Genomic DNA, 17,893 nt, shown 5'->3' on the forward strand with positions numbered 1-17,893 from the left:
AAGACGGGGGGCGGCAAAATGTCGTCCGGCTGCGCCATTATCGGCACAACACCGCGTGCATCGGCCCTTTCCAATCGGGTCCATCCGTGAAATAGCAAACCGCCAAATGAACCCCGAGAAACGCAAAGCGGAGAGCGACGATGGAGATTCGTGAGGCACTGACCTTTGATGATGTACTGCTGGTGCCGGGGGCCTCTTCGGTGCTGCCCTCGACGGCGGATACGCGCACCTTCGTTACCAAGCGCATCGCGATGAACATTCCCCTGCTGAGTTCGGCCATGGACACGGTGACCGAAAGCCGGATGGCCATCACCATGGCGCAGGCCGGGGGGATGGGGGTGATCCACAAGAACCTCAGCGTGGAAGACCAGGCGCGCGAAGTGCGGCGGGTGAAGCGTTTCGAGAGCGGGATCGTCTACAACCCCGTGACCCTGCGCCCCGACCAGACGCTGGCCGACGCCAAGGCGCTGACCGAGCGATACCGTTTCACCGGTTTCCCGGTGGTGGACGACAAGGGCCGTCTTCTGGGGATCGTGACCAACCGCGACATGCGCTTTGCCCAGCACGACGACACGCCGGTCCACGCGATGATGACCGCCGAGAACCTCGCGATCCTGCGCGAGCCCGCCGACCGGGACGAGGCGATCAGCCTGATGAAGGCGCGCCGCATCGAAAAGCTGCTCGTCACGAATGCCGACGGCAAGCTGACCGGGCTGTTGACCCTCAAGGACACCGAGAAATCCGTGCTGAACCCCACCGCCTGCAAGGACGATCTGGGCCGCCTCCGCGTGGCGGCGGCCACGGGCGTCGGCGACGCGGGGTTCGAGCGGACCGAAGCGCTGGTGGATGCGCAGGTGGACATCGTCGTGATCGACACGGCCCACGGCCATTCGGCCGGCGTGCTTCAGGCGGTCGAGCGGGTCAAGCGGCTGTCGAACGAGGTTCAGGTGATCGCCGGCAACGTCGCCACGCCCGAGGCGACCCGCGCGCTGATCGACGCGGGAGCCGATGCGGTCAAGGTGGGCATCGGGCCGGGCTCCATCTGCACCACGCGCATGGTCGCGGGGGTGGGGGTGCCACAGCTGACCGCGATCATGGAATGTGCGGCGGCGGCGGGCGACGTGCCGGTGATCGCCGACGGCGGCATCAAGTTCTCGGGGGACTTCGCCAAGGCCATCGCGGCGGGTGCGTCCTGCGCCATGGTGGGATCGATGATCGCGGGCACCGACGAATCTCCCGGCGAGGTCATCCTGTACCAGGGCCGCAGCTTCAAATCCTACCGCGGCATGGGCTCGCTGGGGGCGATGGCAAGCGGTTCGGCGGACCGTTACTTCCAGAAGGATGCGGCGAGCGACAAGCTGGTGCCCGAGGGAATAGAGGGGCAGGTGGCCTACAAGGGGAGCGCCGGGGCCGTCGTGCACCAGATGGTCGGCGGCCTGCGCGCCGCCATGGGCTACACCGGCTGCGCCACTGTCCCTGAGATGCGCAAGAACTGCACTTTCGTGCGGATCACGGGTGCCGGCCTCAAGGAGAGCCACGTGCACGATGTGCAGATCACGCGGGAATCTCCCAACTATCGCGGCGGGTGACGCGTGACCTTTCCGCGTTGTTTCAGTAGCTTGGCACGGTTTCTTGATGTCGGGTCAGGGGCATGACACCGGGCGCGCGCGTTGCCGCGGCGATCGAGATCCTCGACGACATGCGCGAGGGACAGGCGGCTGAACAGGCGCTGACCCGCTGGGCGCGCCGCAGCCGGTTCGCCGGGTCCAAGGACCGCGCCGCCATCCGGGATCACGTCTTTGACGTGCTGCGCTGCCGTCCGTTGGCCGCGCATTACGGTCGGGGCGAGACGGGCCGCGCCCTGATGCTGGGGCTGATGCACCTTCAGGGCGCCGAGATCGCGATGCTGTTCTCCGGGGAGGGTCACGCGCCCGCCCCCCCGGCGCCGTCGGAACTGGACTTTCCGTCCCCCCGGACGACCGCGCGACCCGCTGGTGTCTGCCCGACTGGCTGGTGCCGCTGTTCGAGGATGCGCTGGGGGAGCATGCCGCGGAAACGGCCACGGCGCTTCAGGCCCGCGCGCCCGTGGTGTTGCGAGTCAACCTTGCACGGATCGACCGGGCTGCGGCGCAGCGCGAGTTGGCCGAGCAGGGGGTCGAGACAGTGGCGAATCCGCTGGCGGAAGGGGCGCTGACGGTGATCGAGGGTCAGCGGCGGCTTCGTTCCGCGCCCGCCTACACGGACGGTCTGGTCGAATTGCAGGATGCCGCCAGCCAGGCGGTCGTCGCGGCGCTGCCCTCCGGCGGTCGGGTGCTGGATTATTGCGCGGGCGGCGGCGGCAAGGCGCTGGCGTTGTCGATGGACCCCGCGCGGACGGTCCTTGCGCATGACATCGACCCCGGCCGCATGGCGGATCTGCCCGCCCGTGCGGCGCGCGCGGGTGTTCAGATCGGGCAGGTCGGGACCGCCGATCTCGTGCCGGCCGGTCCGTTCGACGTCGTGCTGTGCGATGCGCCCTGTTCCGGATCGGGCGCCTGGCGGCGCGCGGCGGAAGGCAAGTGGACGCTGACCCGCGATCGACTGGATACGCTCACCGGGATCCAGGACGGGATCCTGGATGACGCCTGCGCACTTGTCGCGCCGGGCGGTGTCCTTGCCTTTGCCACCTGCTCGGTCCTGCGCGAGGAGAACGAGGATCGCGCCGCGGCCTTCGTCGCCCGCCACCCCGAGTGGTCCTGCACGTTCGAACGGCGCTTCGCCGTGGATGCCTTGGGCGACGGTTTCTACACGGCGCATTTCGTGCGGTCCGACAGGACGTAACCGACCCGACCAGAGCGGCGGCGTCTCGGATTAAGCTTCGGTTAACCGGCGGCGTTCTTAATGGGCCCCGATTCGAGGGGAACTGGAGGACTCGACGTGTCTGATCGCCTGGGGCTGGACGCATCGGATGACATGTCGCCGCAGCGGTCGCTTTACGCCGCGCACGACGCGGCGGCCGGCCTGCGGGACGGGCGGCAGCGGGCGTGGATCCTGCTGATGATCGGCGGGCTGGCACTCGCCATGGGGATGGTCGTTCCCCACCGGCTGGCGGGTCTCGTCCTTCTGGCTTCGGGCCTCGCGCTGGCCGTCGTCGGCTGCGCGAAAATCTTCCGTCCGGCGCGGCCGACCGCCCGACTGGCAGCGCCCCCCGACAGTGTCGAAGGGTTCATCGCGCATGATGTGGTTCCATCCTTCATCGCCGAACAGGATGGCCGCATTCACGCCGCCAACCGCGCGGCAAAGCGTCAATTCCAGCAAGACCAATTCACCACCCTCGGCGCTACCTTGGCAGAGACCTTCGCCAACCCCGCGGGCATCCTTTATCGCCTGCAATCGCGGGCGGATGCGACAGGCGCCGCGCAGGAGGACGTGGCCACGCGCGCGGGCCACCTGCGCCTGTCGGTCCATGCGGTCGGTACGAACAGTTTTGTCTGGCGGCTGGAACATCTGGGTGCCCGGCCGGCACCCGTGCGCGCCGGGCAGGAGTCCCTGCAGCTGCCGATGCTGATGGTCGGCCGCGGGGGGGCGGTGCTGTTCACGAATGACGCCGCGCGACGGTTGCTGGGGGGAAGGGTCAAGACACTCGACCGCGTCTTCAACCGCCTGCCGCCGGTCCACGGAACGGTCGCGGAAGTGTCATGCCATTCCGAGGTGCGCGAGATGCTGGTCGCCGAGGTCGACGCGGGCGCGGGGCGGCGGGCGCTCTACCTGCTGCCACCGCCCGGGGGCGACGTGCAGGCCCCGATGCAGGCATGGCACGCCTTTCAGGATCTGCCAGTGCCTATGATCCGGCTTGAGCCGGACGGGGCGGTACGGTCCTTCAACAGGATGGCGGCGAGGCTGGTGGGAAAAAGACTGGCCGAGGGGATCAACATCGCCCAGCTGATGGAGGGCCTTGGCCGCCCCATCGGCGACTGGCTGAACGACACCCTGGCAAACCGGGTGGTGCAGAAATCCGAATTCCTGCGCCTGACCCGTACGGACAGGGAGCGTTTCGTGCAGGTCGTGCTGAACAAGATCACGGACGATGGGGAGCCGGCCCTGATCGCGGTTCTGCACGATGCGACGGAGCTCAAATCCCTTGAGGCGCAATTCGTGCAAAGCCAGAAGATGCAGGCCATCGGCCAGCTCGCGGGCGGTGTCGCGCATGACTTCAACAATCTGCTCACCGCGATCTCGGGTCACTGCGACCTGCTGCTGCTTCGGCACGACCAGGGGGACGCGGACTACGGCGATCTCGTACAGATCAACCAGAATGCCAACCGGGCGGCAGGGCTGGTGCGGCAATTGCTGGCCTTCTCCCGCAAGCAGACCCTACGCCCCGAAACATTGGATCTGCGCGACACGCTGGCAGACCTCACCCATCTGCTGAACCGGCTCGTGGGCGAGAAGGTGACGCTGACCCTCAGCCACGATCCGGTGCTGCGCCCGATCCGGGCGGACAAGCGGCAGCTCGAGCAGGTCATGATGAACCTTGTCGTCAACGCGCGGGACGCGATGCCGGCCGGGGGGAGATCAGGATCGTGACCGATTGCGTCACCCTGTCCGAACCGCTGACCCGGGACCGCGTGACCGTGCCCGCGGGGGATTACGTCACGGTGAAGGTCATCGACGACGGCCTGGGCATCCCGGCGGACAAGCTGCCGAAGGTGTTCGAGCCGTTCTTCACCACCAAGCGGACGGGCGAGGGCACGGGGCTCGGGTTGTCGACCGCCTACGGTATCGTGAAACAGACCGGCGGCTTCATCTTCGTGGATTCGCAGCCCGGTACGGGTACGACCTTCGTGCTCTATTTCCCCGTGCACGAACACCCAATCGAACTGGCGGAAAAGCCCGGTGTCGCTGCCGCGACGGGCACATCGGCCGCGTCGGACGGCGTGATCCTGCTGGTGGAGGACGAGGCCCCGGTGCGCGCCTTTGCCAGCCGCGCGCTCCGACTGCGGGGCTTTACGGTGCTCGAAGCGGAATCGGCGGAGGCGGCGCTGAAGACGCTTGAGGATCGGGATCTGAATGTCGACGTGTTCGTGACGGACGTGGTCATGCCGGGCATGGATGGGCCAAGCTGGGTGCGCGAAGCGCTCAAGGACCGCCCCGGCGTGCGCGTCGTCTTTGTCTCAGGCTATGCCGAGGACAGTTTCGGCGAGGAGCAAAGCCGGATTCCCAACTCGGTCTTCCTGCCGAAGCCGTTCTCGCTGAACGAGCTGACCGAGATGGTGCACAAGCAACTCCACTGAGCCGCCGGTCGGCCCGGACATCGCCGCACAGTGCCGAATGGCCGTGCGTCACCGCGATGAATGGCATCCTCCCGTTTCTTTTGCGTGCGACAGGGGGGCACACAACGGTGCAGTGCTGCGCCGATGAACCTGCTGTGCCGGCGTTGCCGATCAGGCCGAACCGGGCGGCCGGGCGGCGAGGAAGATAAGGCCGATCAGGGGATCGACTCGTACAATGCGAACTCATCGGCGTATTTTCGCCGGAACCGTTCCGCCACCCCGGGCGACAGGGTCAGCTCCATCCGAGGCGATACGTTTTCCCGTTCGAGGGTGATGGTCATGTTCAGCCGCTCTTCGAGAAACGCCTTGAGCCGCGGCTGGTCTTCGTAGCGGAAGTGATGGGTGACACCGGTTCCGTTCGGCTGGCTCTTCATGAACTGGACCTGGCTGCCCACGTCGGCAAAACCGGGCTTGTCGCCTTTCATGTAAGCGAGCACGAAGTCATCGAAACTGATGCCATGCGTCGCATTGGGCTTGCCTTCCATGAAAGGCCGTTGGCGGTAGCGGTACCAGCTGCCCAGCCACGACACCGGTTCGCGCATGACGGCCATCACCTCCAGCTCGACCCCGCATACCCGTTCGAACATGGGCCGGATGAAGCGGTTGTAGCGATAGACCGGCGCGTGTTTCAGCATCGGCGGTTCCGAGATCACCATGTCGGCCCGTCCGGCCAGTGCGCTTTCGTAGGCGGTGGTGCCGGTCTTGGGTACCGACAGAAACGCAAGACGTTCCTTATAGAAAACAAGCATCAAGCCGTTCCTTTCCCTTTCCGGACCGGGGGCAGGGTCCATAAACCACTTCTTAACCCATTGGCGGAAAAGATGGACAGACAAATAATTCGATTGAAATGTTCCGGTTTTGGTCCCATAAGAACATTAATGGAACAAAGAGCCGGCGCAGGAGGGCGATTGCCGATCCCGCGCCACTATGACACTAAGGGAACGGGCAAATGGCAACGGCAGATCTATTGACAATGGACAACAAGAAATCGGCGGAAAAGCAGAAGGCGCTGGACAGCGCCCTGGCACAGATCGAACGCCAGTTCGGCAAGGGCTCCATCATGAAGCTTGGGGCCGAGGGGGCGATCCAGGACATCAAGGCGAGCTCGACCGGGTCGCTGGGACTGGACATCGCGCTGGGAATCGGCGGCCTGCCCATGGGCCGCATCATCGAGATCTACGGCCCCGAGTCCTCGGGCAAGACCACGCTGACGCTGCATTGCGTCGCGGAACAGCAGAAGGCCGGCGGCGTCTGCGCCTTTGTCGACGCGGAACACGCGCTCGATCCGCAATACGCGCGCAAGCTGGGTGTGGACATCGACGAGCTGCTGATCTCGCAGCCCGATACCGGTGAACAGGCGCTGGAAATCACCGACACGCTGGTGCGCTCCGGCGCGGTGAACATGGTGATCGTCGATTCGGTCGCGGCCCTGACGCCGAAATCGGAACTCGAAGGCGACATGGGTGACAGCTCGGTCGGGGTTCAGGCCCGCCTGATGAGCCAGGCGATGCGCAAGCTGACCGGTTCCATCAGCCGGTCCAACTGCATGGTCATCTTCATCAACCAGATCCGCATGAAGATCGGCGTCATGTTCGGCTCTCCCGAGACGACGACAGGCGGCAACGCGCTCAAGTTCTATTCCTCCGTGCGGCTGGACATCCGCCGCATCGGCGCGCTGAAGGACCGCGACGAGGTGGTCGGCAACGCGACCCGCGTGAAGGTGGTCAAGAACAAGGTCGCGCCGCCCTTCAAGCAGGTGGAATTCGACATCATGTACGGCGAAGGCATCTCCAAGATGGGCGAGCTTCTGGATCTCGGCGTCAAGGCCGGTGTGGTCGAGAAGTCGGGGTCGTGGTTCTCCTACGGCGACGAACGGATCGGCCAGGGCCGCGAGAACGCCAAGACCTTCCTCAAGGAGAACACGGCGATGGCCATGGAAATCGAGGACAAGATCCGCGCAGCGCACGGGCTCGATTTCAACGGTTCGGAAGAGGATGACGCCGACATTCTCGAGGCCTGAGCCGCAGGCACCGCGATGAGACGACACCCGAGGGGCGCGCCGGCAGGCAGCGCCCCTTTTCACGCGTCCTGACTGTGGACAGGCAGGGCGCCCAAGGTTATCTGACAACGACCGCAGTTGCCCCGGAAGGCCAGACCGATGAAGACCTTGAATGAAATCCGATCCAGCTTCCTGTCCTACTTCGACAAGAACGGTCACCGGGTTGTGCCCTCCAGCCCGCTGGTGCCGCGCAACGACCCTACGCTGATGTTCACGGCGGCGGGGATGGTGCAGTTCAAGAACCTGTTCACCGGGGTCGAAACGCGCGACTACACCCGCGCCGCGACGGCGCAGAAATGCGTGCGGGCGGGCGGCAAGCACAACGATCTGGACAACGTCGGCTATACCGCGCGGCATCACACGTTCTTCGAGATGCTGGGGAACTTCAGCTTCGGCGATTACTTCAAGTCCGAGGCGATCCCGCTTGCCTGGGATCTGCTGACGAAGGTCTTCGGCATCGACGAGAAACGCCTGCTGGTCACCGTCTACCACACCGACGACGAAGCCGTGGAAATCTGGAAGCGGCATGCGGGCCTTTCGGACGACCGGATCATCCGCATCGCCACGGACGACAACTTCTGGTCCGCAGGTCCGACGGGCCCCTGCGGCCCCTGCACGGAGATCTTCTACGACCACGGCGATCATATCTGGGGCGGCCCTCCGGGCAGCCCGGAAGAGGACGGCGACCGCTTTGTCGAGATCTGGAACCTCGTCTTCATGCAGTACGAGCAGTTCGAAGACGGCACCCGGCGGGATCTACCGAACCAGTCGATCGATACCGGCATGGGGATCGAGCGGGTGGCGGCCCTGCTGCAGGGCACCAATGACAACTATGCCACCGACCTGATGCGCAGCCTGATCGAGGCCTCCGCCGAGGCTTCCAGCACCGATCCCGACGGGCCGGGCAAGACCCATCACCGGGTGATCGCGGATCACCTGCGGTCGACGTCCTTTCTGATCGCGGACGGTGTGATGCCATCGAACGACGGCCGCGGCTACGTGCTGCGCCGGATCATGCGGCGGGCCATGCGTCATGCCCATCTCCTGGGCGTGCAGGATCCGCTGATGCACCGGCTGGTGCCGGCGCTGGTGCACCAGATGGGCGCGGCCTATCCGGAGCTGGGACAGGCGCAATCGCTCATCTCCGAGACATTGCTGAACGAAGAAACCCGCTTCAAGCAGACGCTCGACCGCGGGTTGCGGCTGCTGGAGGACGAGGTCGGCGGCCTGGCCGACGGCGCGGACCTGCCGGGGCAGGCGGCGTTCAAGCTTTATGACACCTACGGCTTCCCCCTCGACCTGACGCAGGACGCCCTGCGGGAACAGGGGCGCGGCGTGGACATCGAAGGATTCGACGCGGCGATGGCGGAGCAGAAGGCCAAGGCGCGGGCGGCGTGGGCCGGATCGGGCGAGGCGGCGGACGCCACCGTCTGGTTCGACGTGGCCGAGAAACATGGACCCACCGAATTCCTCGGGTACGAGACCGAAACCGCCGAGGGCCAGATCAAGGCACTGGTCATGGACGGCATTCTGGTGGAGTCGGCAAGGGAAGGCGACAGCATCCAGGTCGCCTTCAACCAGACGCCGTTCTACGCCGAAGCGGGCGGCCAGGTCGGCGACACCGGGCTTATCCGCACCGGCACGGGCGAGATCAGGATCACCGATACGCGCAAGGCGGCAGGCGTCTTTGCCCATTTCGGCGAGGTGGTTTCAGGCGAGGTCAAGGTCGGGCAGGCTTCGGTTCTCGAGGTGGACCACGCTCGGCGCACCGCCATCCGCGCGAACCATTCGGCCACGCACCTGCTGCACGAGGCGCTGCGCGGGGCGCTGGGGGATCACGTGGCGCAGCGCGGATCGCTCAACGCGCCGGATCGACTGCGGTTCGATTTCAGCCATGCCAAGGGGCTGTCGGCGGCCGAACTGGTACAGGTCGAGGGTGAAGTGAACGACTATATCCGCCAGAATGCGCCGGTGGAGACCCGGATCATGACGCCGGACGACGCCCGCGCGCTCGGGGCCCAGGCGCTGTTCGGCGAGAAATACGGCGACGAAGTGCGCGTGGTGTCGATGGGCCGCGCCGACGGGTCGGGCAAGGGCGCTGACGGCAGCACCTATTCGCTGGAGCTCTGCGGCGGCACCCACGTGCGCCATACGGGTGACATCGGTGCGTTCGTGCTGCTGGGCGACAGCGCCAGCAGCGCCGGGGTGCGCCGGATCGAAGCCCTGACCGGGGGAGAGGCGCTGGCCTGGCTCCGCGCGCAGCAAACGGCGCTGGCGCGGACCGCGGAGGCGCTCAAGTCCACGCCTGCCGACGTGCCTGACCGGGTGCGCGCGCTGATGGACGAGCGGCGCAGCCTGAGCAACGAGGTCGCGCAGCTGCGCCGCGAGCTGGCCATGTCCGGCGGCGGGGGCGCGACCGCCAAGGTCGAAACGCGCGAGGTGAACGGTATTCCGTTCGTCGCGCAGGTGCTGTCCGGCGTGACCGGCAAGGACCTGCCGTCGCTGGTGGATGACCACAAAGCGCGGCTGGGCTCGGGCGCGGTTCTGTTGATTGCTGATACCGGCGGCAAGGCGGCCGTCGCCGGGGGCGTCACCTCCGACCTAACGGACCGCATTTCGGCGGTGGAGATCGTCCGCGCCGCGGTGGCCGAACTTGGCGGCAAAGGGGGCGGCGGACGTCCCGACATGGCCCAGGGCGGCGGTGCCAGCCCCGAGAACGCCGAGGCCGCGATCGCGGCTGCCGAAACCGTACTGAAAGGATAAGCCCATGGCCGCACTCTGGATTGCCCATGTCACCGTGACCGACGACGACGCCTACGGAAAATACGCCAAGCTCGCCGGCCCCGCCATCGCCGCACATGGCGGAACCTTCCTCGCCCGTGGCGGCCGGTTCGTTCAGCTGGAGGGCAAGGAGCGCCCGCGCAACGTGGTCGCGCGGTTTCCTTCCGTCGAAGCGGCGGTCGACTGCTACAATTCCGACGCCTACCAGGAGGCGCTGAGCCACGCGCGCGATGCTTCGGAACGCGAGCTTATGGTGGTCGAGATCACGGAGTGACGCCGGCCCACATCGCGCCACCGCTGCTGCTGCTGGCGTCCAACGTTTTCATGACGCTGGCGTGGTACGGACATCTGAAATTTCCGCACCGCGCCCTCTGGCTGGTCATCGTGGTCAGCTGGGGAATCGCGTTGATCGAATACTGCCTTGCCGTCCCGGCCAACCGGATCGGCCACCGGGTCTATTCGGCGGCAGAGCTGAAGACGATGCAGGAGGTGCTGACGCTGACCGTCTTTGCCGTGTTCAGCGTGACCTACCTCAAGGAGCCACTGACGCTGAACCACGCGTTCGGCTTCGGGTTCATTGCCCTCGGTGCGTTCTTCGTGTTCCGAGGGCCGTTCTAGCCCTATTCGAGGTCGGTCTGGATCCACTCGGGCGACAGGTGGATGTCCTGTGCCTCGTAGGGCGCTTCGATCACCTCGAACCGGTGGGGGACGTTGGCCGGGCCGCGGATCACGTCGCCCGGCCCGCCATCGATCACCTCGTCACCGACCGTGAACCGCGCGCGTCCGCGGCGGATCACGAACAGTTCGTCGTAGGGGTGCCAGTGCAGCTTGGGGCCGCCGCCGGGCTTGTCGTGGGTCACGAACAGCACGGTGACGGAGGTGCCCAGATCGCGCCCCTCCACATGGCCGTGCAGGCCCGGGCTGCGCCGCAGCCCGTCGCTCATGACGCCTTGGCCATGCGCTTGCGTTCGTGGGGGTCAAGGAACCGCTTGCGCAGCCGGATCGCGTTGGGCGTCACCTCCACCAGTTCATCGTCGTCGATGTAGGCGATGGCTTCTTCCAGCGACAGGGTGATCGGCGTCGTCAGCCGCACCGCTTCGTCCGTGCCGGAGGCGCGCACGTTGGTCAGCTTCTTGCCTTTCAGCGGGTTGACCTCGAGGTCGTTGTCGCGGGAATGCTCCCCGATGATCATGCCGGTATAGACGTCAGCCTGGGCGCCGATCATCATCTTGCCACGTTCTTCGAGGTTCCACAGGGCATAGGCGACCGACGTGCCGTTTTCCATCGAGATCAGGACGCCCGCGCGGCGGCCGGGGATGGGGCCCTTGTGGGGCGCCCAGCCGTGGAAGACGCGGTTCAGCACGCCGGTCCCGCGGGTGTCGGTCAGAAACTCGCCATGGTAGCCGATCAATCCGCGCGAGGGGACATGGGCGACGATGCGGGTCTTGCCGGCTCCGGCCGGTTTCATCTCCACCAGTTCGCCACGGCGCGCGCCCGTGATCTTTTCGATGACGGCACCGGAATATTCGTCGTCCACATCGATCGTGGCTTCCTCGATCGGCTCGTGCCGCTCTCCGTCGATGTCGCGGAAAAGGACCTGCGGGCGGGAGATCGACAGCTCGAAGCCTTCGCGGCGCATGTTCTCGATCAGCACGCCCATCTGCAGTTCGCCGCGTCCGGCAACCTCGAAGGCCTCGCCGCCCGGTGTGTCCGAAACCTTGATCGCGACGTTGCTCTCGGCTTCCTTCATCAGACGCTCGCGGATCACGCGGGACTGGACCTTTTTCCCGTCGCGGCCTGCCAGGGGTGAGTCATTGATGCCAAAGGTCACGGTGATGGTGGGCGGGTCGATCGGCTGTGCCGGGATCGCTTCGTTGACCGATGTATCCGCGAGGGTGTCGGCAACGGTTGCCTTGGCCATGCCGGCAATCGACACGATGTCGCCGGCCTCGGCCACGTCAATGGCGGTCTGTTCCAACCCGCGGAAGGCAAGGATCTTGGTGCAGCGGAAGTTCTCGATCAGCTTGCCATTGCGCGAGATCGCCTTGAGCGTCTGACCGGCGCGCAGCGTGCCGGATTCGACCCGGCCCGTCAGCATCCGGCCAAGGAAGGGATCCGCGCCGAGGGTGGTGGCGAGCATCGTGAAGGGTTTGTCGACATCGGCCGTCTGCTTGGGGGCGGGCACGTGGTCGAGAATGAGTTCGAACAGCGCGTCGAGCCCCTTGCGCGGACCGTCGAGTGTGTGATCCGCCCAGCCGGCGCGACCCGACGCGTACATGGCAGGAAAATCGAGCTGCTCATCGCTGGCGTCGAGGTTGGCAAAAAGGTCGAACACCTCGTCCAGCGCGCGATCCGGCTCGCCATCGGGCTTGTCGACCTTGTTGATGACGACGATGGGCCGCAGCCCCAGTTTAAGGGCCTTCGACGTGACGAATTTCGTCTGCGGCATCGGGCCTTCGGCCGCGTCCACCAGCAGAACGACACCGTCCACCATCGACAGGATACGCTCCACCTCGCCGCCGAAGTCGGCGTGACCGGGGGTGTCCACGATGTTGATGCGGGTGCCTTTCCATTCGACCGAGGTCGGTTTGGCGAAGATGGTAATGCCGCGTTCGCGCTCGAGGTCATTGCTGTCCATGGCGCGCTCAGTGGTCGCCTGGTTTTCGCGGTAGGTGCCCGACTGCTTGAGCAGTTCGTCCACCAAGGTTGTCTTGCCGTGGTCGACGTGGGCGATGATTGCGATGTTGCGCAGGTCCATTGGATCAGCCTTTTTGCGGGGGTTGCGGGCGCCATACCGTGCAGACGCAGCAAATGCCAGCCCTAAAGCGGTCCGCGCGGTCGTGTCGGGGCCGGCTGTGGCGCAGTTCCGCCACGAGGGCCGCGTCAATGGGTGTCGGTGGCCGAAAACAGGTGGATCACCAGGATCCCGGAGATGATGAGCGCCAGACCGATCACGGCCGGCAGGTCCAGCCGCTGCCCGAAGAGAAGATATCCGATGCAGGCGATCAGCACGATGCCGGTGCCGGACCAGATCGCGTAGACGATGCCGACCGGCATGGTCTTGAGCACCAGCGACATGAAGAAGAAGGACGATCCATAACACAGCACGACCGCAAGCGAGGGCCAAAGGCGCGAGAACTGCTGGCTCGCCTGAAGCGCGGTCGTGCCAAGTGTTTCCGTGAGTACGGCGATGAACAGCCATAGGTAATGCAGCGGCAAGAGAACTTCCTCAGAGGGGCAGGGCGGTGGTTTCCTTGATCTCTTCCATGACGAAACTGGCAGAGACGTCGGAGAGAGGCACCTTGCGGATCAGGTTCTGGTAAAGACGGTCGTACCCCGCCATATCCGCAACCTGCGCCCGGATCAAATAGTCGAGGTCGCCGGACATCCGGTAGACACCGAGGATTTCCGGCATCGCGCGCGTGGCGGTCGAGAATCTCTCGAGCCAGTCGGGCGCATGGGCATTGGTGCGGACCTGAATGAAGACCGTCAGCGGCAGCCCGAGCCGTGTCGCGTTCAGCAAGGCCACGCGCCCGCGGATGATGCCGTCGGTCTCCATCTGCCGGATGCGCCGCCAGCAGGCATTCCGGGACAGGCCCACCGCCGCCCCCAGGGTTTCAAGGGATTGTTCCGCGTCGCGCTGCAATTCGATCAGGATACGGCGGTCCATGTGGTCAATGTCACTCATGATGGCATTATCTTGGGAAATTATCTTGCAGGCAATGGTAAAGCGGAGACATTTGGGAAAAATTCATGCGCGCGATGCCATAGTCTGCCGGGAAACAGCGATAGGAGAGAGACATGTTCGCACGCGTATTCCTGGACCATCCCGCCAAGGTCGATGAGAGCTTTTTCGAGCACATGCTGTTCGCGCTGCGGTTTTCCGCGCTGCTGTTCGCGGCGGCGGGTGCGGCGCTGGTGCACGCCCTGATCCCGTGCCTGTTCGAAAAGACGGCAAGCGGCATTATCGCCAAGCTTTACGCCCGCACTCATAATCGCGGCAGGTAACCATGTGTCGCTGGGCGGCCTGGCAGGGCGAGCCGCTGTTCCTGAGCGAGATCATCTCGGCGCCGGATCATTCGCTGATCCACCAGTCGCGGGATGCCAGCAAATGCAAGACCGCGATCAACGCGGACGGCTTCGGACTGGCCTGGTACGACCGTCGGGCGGAACCGGGGCTTTACCGCGATGTCTATCCGGCGTGGTCCGATCCCAACCTGCGGTCGCTGGCGGAGCAGGTGCAGGCGCGGCTGTTCATGGCGCATGTGCGCGCCTCGACGGGGACGGCCACCAGCCGAAACAACTGCCATCCCTTCGTGCAGGGACGGTGGAGCTTCATGCACAATGGGCAGGTCGGCGGGTTCGAACGGTTCCGGAAGTCCGCGGACATGATGATCGACGATGCGCTTTACGCGCACCGCAAGGGAGCGACGGACAGCGAAGCCTTGTTTCTCGTCGCCTGCGGTCTGGGCATCGATCACGACCCGAAGGCGGCGCTTGCCGGCAGTGTCGCACGGTTCGAGGCGCTCTCGCGGTCCCACGGCGAAGGGCCGCACATGCGCATGGCCGCGGCTGTCTCGGACGGGCGGACGCTTTTCGCGGTGCGCTATGCTTCCGACGGTCTGGCGCCGTCCCTGTTCTACCGCTGGTGTGCGGACTGGCGGGGGTGGGCCGTTGTTTCCGAACCCTACGATCTGGATCGGGCAGGCTGGACAGAAGTGCCGCAGGGCAGCTTCTGCACCTTCACACCCCAAGACTGCAGGATCACGGCCTTTGCGCCGAACCTGACGGATCTGGCGGCCTGATCCGCCGCCCTCGGTCAAACGTAAAACGGGCGCGCCTCCTGTGGAAGCGCGCCCGTCTTTACGGCTTGGTGCCGGTTACTGCGAAACGGCGAGATTGTTGCCACCACCGGTTTGCGTGAAGTTCGTCATATTGGCGACCCCCACCTGTGCCACGGCGAACTGGTTGCCGTTGCCGTCTACGGTGCCTTCGATGCTGTTGCCAACGCCGTCCTGCAGCGTTCCGAACAGGTTGTTGTTTCCATCGATATTCAGATTGACGTCGTTGTCATCGCCGAACTGGGTGACGCGGCCGAGTTCGAAACCGGGCAGCAGGGCAATCCCGGCAGCCGGGTTGTCGAGCGAATCCGCAGAGGTATAGATCCGCTGGCCAAAGAAGCTGACGGAGTTATAGGCAAGGCCGTTGTTGTCGCCGGTGATGGCGACGTCTGCCGTGTTGCTCATACCGTCCTGCAGCACGCCAAGTCGGTTCGCGTTGCCGCTCACGTTGACGCCGGCGATGTTGTTGTCCTGGTATTGCGCGACACCGATGTTGTTGCCGATGCCCGAGATGGTGGAAAGCGACACCTGGTTGTCGTCACCGTCCTGGCGAATTCCCAGCTGGTTGAAACCGCCTGTCATCGTGACCGTGCCGACGGTGTTGCCTTTTCCGTCCTGCGTGATCCCGAAGTTGTTGAACGTGCCGGAGACGTCAAGGTCGATGGTGTTTCTTCTCGAGAACTGGCGTACCCAGCCTTGCCGCAGGGTAGAACCTTGGACGTCTGCGATGTCTGCAAAGAGGTCCAGTTCAGTGGGAGCGCCGATCAAGTTCCGACCGTTTGAGGCGCCCGACATGTTGACGTTGATCGAGTTGGAGACGTTGCCGCCAGCCCTGTTGCGCTGATAGACGTCCTCGAGCACGTTCGCCAAGCCGTTCTGGGTGACGTTCAGAACGTTGTAGTTGGACGCCCCACGCTCCTGGTGGACAGTGCCGATCCGGTGCCCGCCAAGACCCGCCTGCGTGATGTTCACGCGGTTGCGCGCGCTGGCCTGCTGGTCGGTGCCGTCTGAATCCTGATACACCGAACCCACGGTGTTGAAGCTGCTGGACTGCGTGATGACCAGCGTGTTCGCGATCGGGTTGCTGCCGTTCTTGAGAACGGCTTCCTGCCGGACCCCCACACCCTCGAGGCCGATCTCGTTGTTGTTCCCGGACTGAAGGATTTCGAGCTGGTTGTAGAAACCGTCCTGCGTGACGGCAAGGCCCGACGCGCCGGCTTCGTTGTCGTTGCCCGACTGGGTGACCGATGCGGAGTTGTTGGTGCCGTCCTGATCGAGGAACGTCACGTTGTCATCGGCGGCCGAGGCCATGCCGGCAGTTAATGCAATGAAGCTTGCACCGCACAAAGCGGAATAAAAGGTTTTCATGAAAAATCTCCCAAGTGGACTGAAGCGGAATCGCTTCCGGGAAAAGGTTAACGTTAATGACCCCGGCTGGGAACGAATATGCCGCAATTTCGCCCCATTTCGGCCCATATTCAACTTGGGCGGGATAATTCGTCAGGTTTCAGCGGCCAATCGGCTTTATTTCAAGAGATCGTGCCGGCATTCGGAACAAGCGTGAAATGGAAATGAAAAAGGGCGCACGAATAGATGCGTGCGCCCTAGAACCGTTTCTATTCTTTCGGATCAGCCCGGCAGTGCCTTGCTGAGATTCTCGTCCACTTTCTCGAGGAAACCCATCGTTGTCAGCCACTTCTGGTCGGGGCCGACCAGCAGGGCAAGGTCTTTTGTCATGTGGCCGGATTCGACCGTTTCCACGACGACCCTTTCGAGGGTGGTGGCAAAGTTCGTCAGTGCCTCGTTCCCGTCGAGCTTACCGCGGTGCTTCAGACCGCCCGTCCACGCGTAGATCGACGCGATGGAGTTGGTCGAGGTCTCCTCGCCCTTCTGGTGCTGGCGGTAGTGGCGGGTGACCGTGCCATGCGCCGCCTCGGCCTCGACCGTCTGCCCGTCGGGGGTCATCAGGATGGAGGTCATCAGCCCGAGAGAACCGAAGCCTTGTGCCACGGTGTCGGACTGAACGTCGCCGTCGTAGTTCTTGCACGCCCAGACGTAGCCCCCGTTCCACTTCATCGCGCAGGCGACCATGTCGTCGATCAGGCGGTGTTCGTAGGTGATGCCGGCCTCTTCGAACTTGTCCTTGAATTCCTCGTCGAAGACCTGCTGGAACAGGATCATGAACTGGCCGTCATAGTTCTTGAGGATCGTGTTCTTGGTGGACAGGTAGACCGGCCAGCCGCGCTGAAGACCGTAGTTCATCGAGGCGCGGGCGAAATCCTTGATGGATTCATCGAGGTTGTACATGCCCATGTAGACACCCGACGACGGGGCCTTGAATACTTCTTCCTCGACCACCGTGCCGTCTTCGCCGACGAATTTCATTGACAGGGTGCCCGGCCCGGGGAATTTCATGTCGGTGGCGCGGTACTGGTCGCCGTAGGCGTGGCGGCCGATGACGATGGGCTTGGTCCAGCCCGGCACGAGGCGCGGCACGTTCTTGCAGATGATCGGCTCGCGGAACACCACGCCACCGAGGATGTTGCGGATGGTGCCGTTGGGCGAGCGCCACATCTTCTTGAGGCCGAATTCCTCGACCCGTGCTTCATCGGGCGTGATGGTGGCGCATTTCACGCCGACGCCGTATTTCTTGATCGCTTCGGCGGCATCCACGGTGATCTGGTCGTCCGTCTCGTCGCGCGCCTCGATCCCGAGGTCGTAGTACTTCAGGTCGATGTCGAGGTAGGGCAGGATGAGCTTCTTCTTGATGAAGTCCCAGATGATCCGGGTCATTTCATCGCCGTCCAGCTCGACGACGGGGTTGTCTACCTTGATCTTTGACATGAAGCCTATCCCTTTCGGTTATGAAGATGCGTTGCGCCGCGCATAGCGCAAAACAC

Annotated in this window: 14 protein-coding genes and 2 pseudogenes; 9 read left to right on the forward strand and 7 right to left on the reverse strand. The window is 64.6% G+C overall.

The annotated features are described in order from the left end of the window. Positions 1-140 precede the first annotated feature (140 nt). From guaB to BOO69_RS08040, 3 genes and pseudogenes are all read left to right on the forward strand, one after another. Positions 141-1,589: an IMP dehydrogenase gene (gene guaB / locus BOO69_RS08030; protein WP_071971695.1), complete on the forward strand. Its 1,449-nt coding sequence runs from the start codon at positions 141-143 to the stop codon at positions 1,587-1,589. A 62-nt stretch (positions 1,590-1,651) separates the two neighbouring features. Continuing rightward, a pseudogene (locus BOO69_RS08035) lies at positions 1,652-2,820 on the forward strand (RsmB/NOP family class I SAM-dependent RNA methyltransferase). A gap of 240 nt (positions 2,821-3,060) precedes the next feature. Continuing rightward, positions 3,061-5,273 (forward strand): annotated as a pseudogene (locus tag BOO69_RS08040) (ATP-binding protein). 194 nt (positions 5,274-5,467) lie between these two features. Here BOO69_RS08040 and BOO69_RS08045 read toward each other — a convergent pair. After that, positions 5,468-6,061 (reverse strand): gamma-glutamyl kinase, encoded by a 594-nt coding sequence (locus BOO69_RS08045; protein ID WP_071971696.1) that lies wholly within the window; start codon positions 6,059-6,061, stop codon positions 5,468-5,470. A gap of 200 nt (positions 6,062-6,261) precedes the next feature. Between BOO69_RS08045 and recA the strand changes: the two genes are divergently transcribed. The 4 genes from recA (at position 6,262) to BOO69_RS08065 (ending at position 10,770) form a co-directional block, all read left to right on the forward strand. Further along, a complete protein-coding gene (recA, locus tag BOO69_RS08050) occupies positions 6,262-7,332 on the forward strand; it encodes a recombinase RecA (RefSeq protein ID WP_071971697.1) in 1,071 nt (356 codons plus the stop codon). 138 nt (positions 7,333-7,470) lie between these two features. After that, positions 7,471-10,134: an alanine--tRNA ligase gene (alaS, locus tag BOO69_RS08055; protein ID WP_071971698.1), complete on the forward strand. Its 2,664-nt coding sequence runs from the start codon at positions 7,471-7,473 to the stop codon at positions 10,132-10,134. 4 nt (positions 10,135-10,138) lie between these two features. After that, positions 10,139-10,426, forward strand: coding sequence for a DUF1330 domain-containing protein (locus BOO69_RS08060; RefSeq protein ID WP_071971699.1), 288 nt, complete (start codon positions 10,139-10,141; stop codon positions 10,424-10,426). After that, the gene (locus BOO69_RS08065; protein WP_071971700.1) at positions 10,423-10,770 is read left to right on the forward strand and encodes a DMT family protein; all 348 of its coding nucleotides are present in this window, start codon (positions 10,423-10,425) and stop codon (positions 10,768-10,770) included. The genes BOO69_RS08060 and BOO69_RS08065 overlap by 4 nt, the downstream gene beginning before the upstream one ends. Before the next feature lie 2 nt (positions 10,771-10,772). Here BOO69_RS08065 and BOO69_RS08070 read toward each other — a convergent pair whose 3' ends face one another. From BOO69_RS08070 to BOO69_RS08085, 4 genes are all read right to left on the reverse strand, one after another. Beyond that, positions 10,773-11,096 carry a cupin domain-containing protein gene (locus tag BOO69_RS08070; protein ID WP_071971701.1) on the reverse strand — a complete coding sequence of 108 codons (324 nt, stop codon included), beginning with the start codon at positions 11,094-11,096 and terminating at the stop codon, positions 10,773-10,775. Then, the gene (gene typA / locus BOO69_RS08075) at positions 11,093-12,910 is read right to left on the reverse strand and encodes a translational GTPase TypA (protein ID WP_071971702.1); all 1,818 of its coding nucleotides are present in this window, start codon (positions 12,908-12,910) and stop codon (positions 11,093-11,095) included. Before typA ends, BOO69_RS08070 begins: the two co-directional genes overlap by 4 nt. A gap of 125 nt (positions 12,911-13,035) precedes the next feature. Next, on the reverse strand, positions 13,036-13,365 hold the full coding sequence (locus tag BOO69_RS08080) for a DMT family transporter (RefSeq protein ID WP_071973718.1): 330 nt from the start codon (positions 13,363-13,365) through the stop codon (positions 13,036-13,038). A 16-nt stretch (positions 13,366-13,381) separates the two neighbouring features. Continuing rightward, complete coding sequence (locus tag BOO69_RS08085; RefSeq protein WP_071971703.1) at positions 13,382-13,840, reverse strand: Lrp/AsnC family transcriptional regulator; 459 nt, start codon at positions 13,838-13,840, stop codon at positions 13,382-13,384. 113 nt (positions 13,841-13,953) lie between these two features. On the opposite strand from BOO69_RS08085, the gene BOO69_RS08090 reads away from it, so the two are divergent. Further along, positions 13,954-14,160 carry a DUF6356 family protein gene (locus BOO69_RS08090; RefSeq protein ID WP_071971704.1) on the forward strand — a complete coding sequence of 69 codons (207 nt, stop codon included), beginning with the start codon at positions 13,954-13,956 and terminating at the stop codon, positions 14,158-14,160. A gap of 2 nt (positions 14,161-14,162) precedes the next feature. Next, the gene (locus BOO69_RS08095) at positions 14,163-14,957 is read left to right on the forward strand and encodes a class II glutamine amidotransferase (RefSeq protein WP_071971705.1); all 795 of its coding nucleotides are present in this window, start codon (positions 14,163-14,165) and stop codon (positions 14,955-14,957) included. A 75-nt stretch (positions 14,958-15,032) separates the two neighbouring features. On the opposite strand, the gene BOO69_RS08100 is transcribed toward BOO69_RS08095, so the two are convergent. Both BOO69_RS08100 and BOO69_RS08105 read right to left on the reverse strand, forming a co-directional pair. Next, positions 15,033-16,361, reverse strand: a complete 1,329-nt coding sequence (locus BOO69_RS08100; RefSeq protein ID WP_172839514.1) for a hypothetical protein — start codon at positions 16,359-16,361, stop codon at positions 15,033-15,035. A gap of 261 nt (positions 16,362-16,622) precedes the next feature. Beyond that, a complete protein-coding gene (locus tag BOO69_RS08105; protein ID WP_071971707.1) occupies positions 16,623-17,837 on the reverse strand; it encodes an NADP-dependent isocitrate dehydrogenase in 1,215 nt (404 codons plus the stop codon). Between the last annotated feature and the right edge of the window lie 56 nt (positions 17,838-17,893).

Origin of the sequence: Sulfitobacter alexandrii, assembly GCF_001886735.1 — a bacterium.
GTDB classification, from domain to species: Bacteria; Pseudomonadota; Alphaproteobacteria; order Rhodobacterales; family Rhodobacteraceae; genus Sulfitobacter; species Sulfitobacter alexandrii.

Bases quoted from the DNA above. Each gene is read 5' to 3' on its own strand.
- guaB (WP_071971695.1), top strand. From the start codon at position 141: ATGGAGATTCGTGAGGCACTGACCTTTGATGATGTACTGCTGGTGCCG.
- BOO69_RS08045 (WP_071971696.1), bottom strand. From the start codon at position 6,061: ATGCTTGTTTTCTATAAGGAACGTCTTGCGTTTCTGTCGGTACCCAAG.
- recA (WP_071971697.1), top strand. From the start codon at position 6,262: ATGGCAACGGCAGATCTATTGACAATGGACAACAAGAAATCGGCGGAA.
- alaS (WP_071971698.1), top strand. From the start codon at position 7,471: ATGAAGACCTTGAATGAAATCCGATCCAGCTTCCTGTCCTACTTCGAC.
- BOO69_RS08060 (WP_071971699.1), top strand. From the start codon at position 10,139: ATGGCCGCACTCTGGATTGCCCATGTCACCGTGACCGACGACGACGCC.
- BOO69_RS08070 (WP_071971701.1), bottom strand. From the start codon at position 11,096: ATGAGCGACGGGCTGCGGCGCAGCCCGGGCCTGCACGGCCATGTGGAG.
- typA (WP_071971702.1), bottom strand. From the start codon at position 12,910: ATGGACCTGCGCAACATCGCAATCATCGCCCACGTCGACCACGGCAAG.
- BOO69_RS08085 (WP_071971703.1), bottom strand. From the start codon at position 13,840: ATGAGTGACATTGACCACATGGACCGCCGTATCCTGATCGAATTGCAG.
- BOO69_RS08090 (WP_071971704.1), top strand. From the start codon at position 13,954: ATGTTCGCACGCGTATTCCTGGACCATCCCGCCAAGGTCGATGAGAGC.
- BOO69_RS08095 (WP_071971705.1), top strand. From the start codon at position 14,163: ATGTGTCGCTGGGCGGCCTGGCAGGGCGAGCCGCTGTTCCTGAGCGAG.
- BOO69_RS08100 (WP_172839514.1), bottom strand. From the start codon at position 16,361: ATGAAAACCTTTTATTCCGCTTTGTGCGGTGCAAGCTTCATTGCATTA.
- BOO69_RS08105 (WP_071971707.1), bottom strand. From the start codon at position 17,837: ATGTCAAAGATCAAGGTAGACAACCCCGTCGTCGAGCTGGACGGCGAT.